Origin of the sequence: Mesorhizobium sp. M7A.F.Ca.ET.027.02.1.1 (assembly GCF_004022985.1) — a bacterium.
In the GTDB taxonomy this organism is placed as follows: domain Bacteria; phylum Pseudomonadota; class Alphaproteobacteria; order Rhizobiales; family Rhizobiaceae; genus Mesorhizobium.
Window position 1 is genome coordinate 1 of sequence record NZ_RZOL01000480.1, and the last position, 4,296, is coordinate 4,296.

Below are 4,296 nucleotides of genomic sequence, written 5' to 3' on the forward strand. Positions count from 1 at the left end.
ATCGCGCACCGCCCGGAACAGGAATTCATTGCCCGACAGACGAGCCAGTTCGATGTGAAAATCCATGCCGACGCGATGCCATTCCTCGCGCGGCGTGTCGTTGTCGCAGGACTCGAGCATCGCCTCGATGACATCGACGGCGCTCCGGTCCGCCAGGCCGCATGTCAGGCGAAGTGCCGCAACCTCGACCGCCTCCCTGTAGACGGCGATCTGCTCGAGTTCAGCCAGATTGATCGGCGACACCGTCCAGCCACGTCCGTCCCTGCCGACCAGGCCCTCGGTCTCAAGCCGCAGAAGTGCTGCCCTGACCGGGGTTCGCGACGCGCCGAAGCGGCTCTCGATCCAGCGCTCGGTCAGCTTCTCGCCGGGACCGATCTCGAGGCCCAGGATCATTTGCCGAAGCTGTTTTTCGACGCTCTGCATCTGCGACATTGTCGTTTCCATTTTCTGATCGTTGCTGGCGATCGTTTTGCCGGCCGCCTTTTCCGATCACGTTTGAGACGGTCGCATTGACAGCGGTCAAGCTTGCGTCCATCAGGGGCACCATCTTGGTATCCCAAATTGGTATCCGCAGCAAGCATCGATAAGAGTTGCTGGGACAGGACATATGACATGCAGCAGCAGAACACGCCCCCGGCGACCGACAGCACCTACAACATCCACTGGCGGCGCAATCTGTTCGTGTGCGTTGCCGGATCGTTTTCGACGCTTGTCGCCATGACGCTGCTTTTGCCGTTCCTGCCGCTCTATATCGAGCAGCTCGGCGCCGAGGGCCACGCGGCGGTCGTGCAATGGTCGGGGATTGCCTATGGCGCGACGTTCTTCGCGGCGGCGCTGGTGGCGCCGCTCTGGGGACGTCTCGGCGACCGCTACGGCCGCAAGGTGATGCTGGTTCGCGCCAGCTTCGGCATGGCCATATGCATGTCGCTGACCGGCATGGTGCAGACGGTCTGGCAACTGGTGCTGCTGCGGCTGCTGATCGGGTTTGCCGGTGGCTATTCCTCGGGATCGACCATCCTCGTTGCCATGCAGACGCCGAAGGAACGCTCCGGCTGGGCGCTGGGCCTGCTGTCGGCCGGCATCACGGGTGGGGCTCTGGTCGGCCCACTGGTGGGCGGCGCCCTGCCGCCGCTGATCGGCATCCGCGCCACCTTTCTCCTCTCCGGCGGCGTCATCTTCCTGGCGTTCCTGGCGACCACGTTTCTGATCAAGGAGAATCCCCGGCCGAAAACAGCAGACGCCGCGTCGAAGCAGAAGCAGAAAGGCGGCTGGGCACAAATCCCCGACAAGCGGCCTGTCGTCGCCATGCTGGCGACCGGCATGCTGTTGAGCTTCGCCACCATGTCGATCGAGCCGATCATCACCGTCTATGTGCAGCAACTCATCGAGGATCAGAGCCGCGTCACGCTGATATCAGGCGTCGTCATGTCGGCGGCGGCCCTTGGCGCCATCCTGTCGGCTTCGCGCCTCGGCAAACTCGCCGACCGCGTCGGCCACTGGAACGTCATCATCGGCGCGCTTGCCGTCTCGGCACTGCTGCTGATCCCGCAGGCCTTCGTCACGCAAAGCTGGCAACTCATCGGCCTGCGTTTCCTGATGGGCCTGGCGCTGGGCGGGCTCTTGCCCTGCATCACCAGCGTGATCCGCCACAATATTCCCGATGGGGTCGGCGGCAATGTGCTCGGGTTGTCGATTTCCGCCCAGTATGTCGGGCAGGTCGCCGGTCCCCTGCTCGGCGGCTTTGCCGGTGGCCATTTCGGCATGCGCTCGGTGTTTCTGGGCACATCCGTCTTGATGGCCGGGGGCGCGGTGTATAACTGGCTGGCACAGTCGCGCCGCGAGCAGGACATGCTCGCCAAAGCCGGCAAGTCCTGACGGGATTGGGCATCCCCTGATATCACGGAGCCATGGACATGAGCACGGCCGAACGACCTTCCGACAACAGCGGCCGTATCCTCGTCCTGGCCGGCGGCCTGTGCGGCGCCGCCGGCGTGGCGCTGTCGGCCGCGGCGGCGCATCTGGGCGGCGCCTTCGTCGGCACCGCCGCATCCTTCCTGCTGATGCATGCGCCGGTCTTCCTCGCCGCCGGATTGCTTGGGGCGAACCGGATGCTGCGCATCGGCAGCCTGATCCTGCTGGTTGGGCTTCTGCTGTTCTGCGGCGATCTGCTGGCCCGCGATTTCATCGGGTCGCGGCTGTTCCCGCTGTCGGCGCCGATCGGCGGCACGCTACTCATTACCGGCTGGCTGGCGATCGCCGCCTCGGCGCTGGTGCGCATGCGTTCCTGACGCCTGCCCGCGCCAAATGTAAAAGCGTGGGCTGCTAGTCCTGCCGGCGCTCGGGCTTGATGAGCAATTCGCGATGCGTCGCCGCAGCTTCGCCAACCAATGCCGTTCCGGCCTCTTGGAGGCCGGCGCGATGCCCCAATAGTTGCGGTAGATGTCTTCGAACAGATAGCTGACGGGATGCATGATGTGCGCTCCTTTTAGTCTTTGAATCGATCCAATCGACAGACGCGAAAAACCGACCCCGATCAGCTCCGCTTGCGCTCCACAAGGAACCGCAACTCGCGAACCCATGGGCTGGCTTTGCCACGGCGCTTCTGCGTCGTGGTGTTCGACGAGATGCTCCAGTCGTTGCGGTAAATATCTTCGAACAGAAAATTGACGGGATGCATGGCATAACTCCCCTAAATATGTTGAATCGATCCAATCTAGAGAACCACCGTTCGCTTGGATCGATTCAAACATACGCCTTGCCGAGACTGTGATCAAGTCAAAATTTGAACCGATCCAACGAAAGTGTTAGATGGAAGGAATCCAGGAGACGAAGATGGCGCCATTGACCTCTGCAAAGACAAGACCGGTCCGTCTGGCGGACATTGCCAAGGCGGCCGGCGTGTCGCACGGCACCGCGTCCAACGTGTTCGCCCGGCCGGACATCGTGCGCGAGGAGGTCCGCGAGCGGGTCAAGGCGGCAGCCGAGGCCATGGGATATGGCGGACCGGATCCCAAGGGCCGGCTGCTGCGCGCCGGCAAGGTCAATGCCATCGGTGTCGCGACCGCGGAACCCCTCTCCTATTTCTTCGACGACCCCTTTGCCCGGGTGATGATGGCCAGCATCTCGCAGGCCTGCGACGCGACCGGTGCGGGGATTTCGCTGGTCTCCGCAGCCAACAACGAACAGCTTGCCTGGAACATACAGAGTGCGTTGGTCGACGGTTTCATCGTCTTTTGCGTCGATGGCGGTTCAAGGCTGGTCGAACTGGCGCGTGAACGCAAACTCCCTTTTGTCGCGCTCGATCTCGATTCGGACGACGACGACGCCGTCGCGGCGATCGGCGTCGACAACATTGCCGGGGCTGGCCTGGCCGCCCGCCACCTGACCGAACTCGGACATCGCCGCTTTGCCGTGCTTACCCTGCCCTGTGCCGACGCAGGCTTCGGCCCTACCACAAGGGAGCAGGTGGAAATGGCCCTCTACTCCGCTACGCGCGACCGCTTGCGTGGCTATTTCGCTGAACTCTCCCGGGTCGGCGTCGACGTCTCGCGGGTGCCTATCTACGAAACCGTCAATGACGAGAAGAGCGTTTGGGCCGGCCTCGACCATATTTTCGCCGGTGCCGAGACGCCGACAGCCATTCTGGCGATGTCCGACAGGATGGCGCTCCATGCGCTGGACTGGCTGCGGCAGCACGACATTGCGGTGCCGGGCGATGTTTCGGTCGTCGGCTTCGACGGTGTTCCGGAGGGGGCGGTTTCCAAGCCGCCGCTGACCACGATCGTCCAGCCGATCGCCGAGATGGGCCGCCTTGCCGTCAAGGCGATCCTTGAAAATGACGGTTCGTTCAGCCGGCAATCGCTGCCGGTCCAACTCGTGGTGCGAGCCTCATCCGGCCCCTCGCCCGCCTGAGCTCAACGGCCCATTCTTGTCGCCATGGCCGGCATCGCGAAGGATGCAGCATGGACGGGCGGTGCGGCGTTGTGAGCCGGCCTGCTTTTGCCGGACCAGCCAAGGCCCGATAGCCATTCGAGATAGTAGGCGAGCGCGAACTGCATGACGATGCCGGCCGATATCAACAGGCTGTCATAGGCAAATCCGCCCGGATTGATCAGCTTCAGCACTTGCGCCGCCATTGCAAGCACCGTGCCGGCAATGAAAACCGGCAGCGATCGTTTGCCCAATATGACAAGCGGATGATCGCGTCCGGTGCGAAACAGGTTCGAGACCGCCGGGAATGCCACGATCAGGTAGCTCACCGCCAATATATGCAGCAGCATCGGCAGCGACAGCAAC

The 4,296-nt window shown here is 63.2% G+C and carries 6 protein-coding genes; 3 read left to right on the forward strand and 3 right to left on the reverse strand.

Annotated features, from left to right (window positions below; translation table 11 throughout):
- The coding region (locus EN749_RS31670) for a GntR family transcriptional regulator (protein WP_145991080.1) at window positions 1-432 on the reverse strand (432 nt) is incomplete at its 3' end.
- Between the two features lie 180 nt (window positions 433-612).
- On the opposite strand from EN749_RS31670, the gene EN749_RS31675 reads away from it, so the two are divergent.
- On the forward strand, window positions 613-1,875 hold the full coding sequence (locus EN749_RS31675; RefSeq protein ID WP_128364638.1) for a multidrug efflux MFS transporter: 1,263 nt from the start codon (window positions 613-615) through the stop codon (window positions 1,873-1,875).
- A 38-nt stretch (window positions 1,876-1,913) separates the two neighbouring features.
- Window positions 1,914-2,288, forward strand: a complete 375-nt coding sequence (locus EN749_RS31680; RefSeq protein ID WP_127272732.1) for a DUF423 domain-containing protein — start codon at window positions 1,914-1,916, stop codon at window positions 2,286-2,288.
- Window positions 2,289-2,533: 245 nt separating this feature from the next.
- Here the strand turns inward: EN749_RS31680 and EN749_RS31690 are convergent, their stop codons facing one another.
- Entirely contained in the window at window positions 2,534-2,677 is a 144-nt protein-coding gene (locus EN749_RS31690) for a hypothetical protein (protein ID WP_126068772.1), read from the reverse strand.
- 155 nt (window positions 2,678-2,832) lie between these two features.
- Here EN749_RS31690 and EN749_RS31695 point away from each other — a divergent pair, with 155 nt between their 5' ends.
- Complete coding sequence (locus tag EN749_RS31695) at window positions 2,833-3,912, forward strand: substrate-binding domain-containing protein (protein ID WP_127329911.1); 1,080 nt, start codon at window positions 2,833-2,835, stop codon at window positions 3,910-3,912.
- Between the two features lie 2 nt (window positions 3,913-3,914).
- Here EN749_RS31695 and opgC read toward each other — a convergent pair.
- A partial coding sequence (gene opgC, locus EN749_RS31700; RefSeq protein WP_189367830.1) for an OpgC domain-containing protein occupies window positions 3,915-4,296 on the reverse strand: 382 nt, incomplete at its 5' end.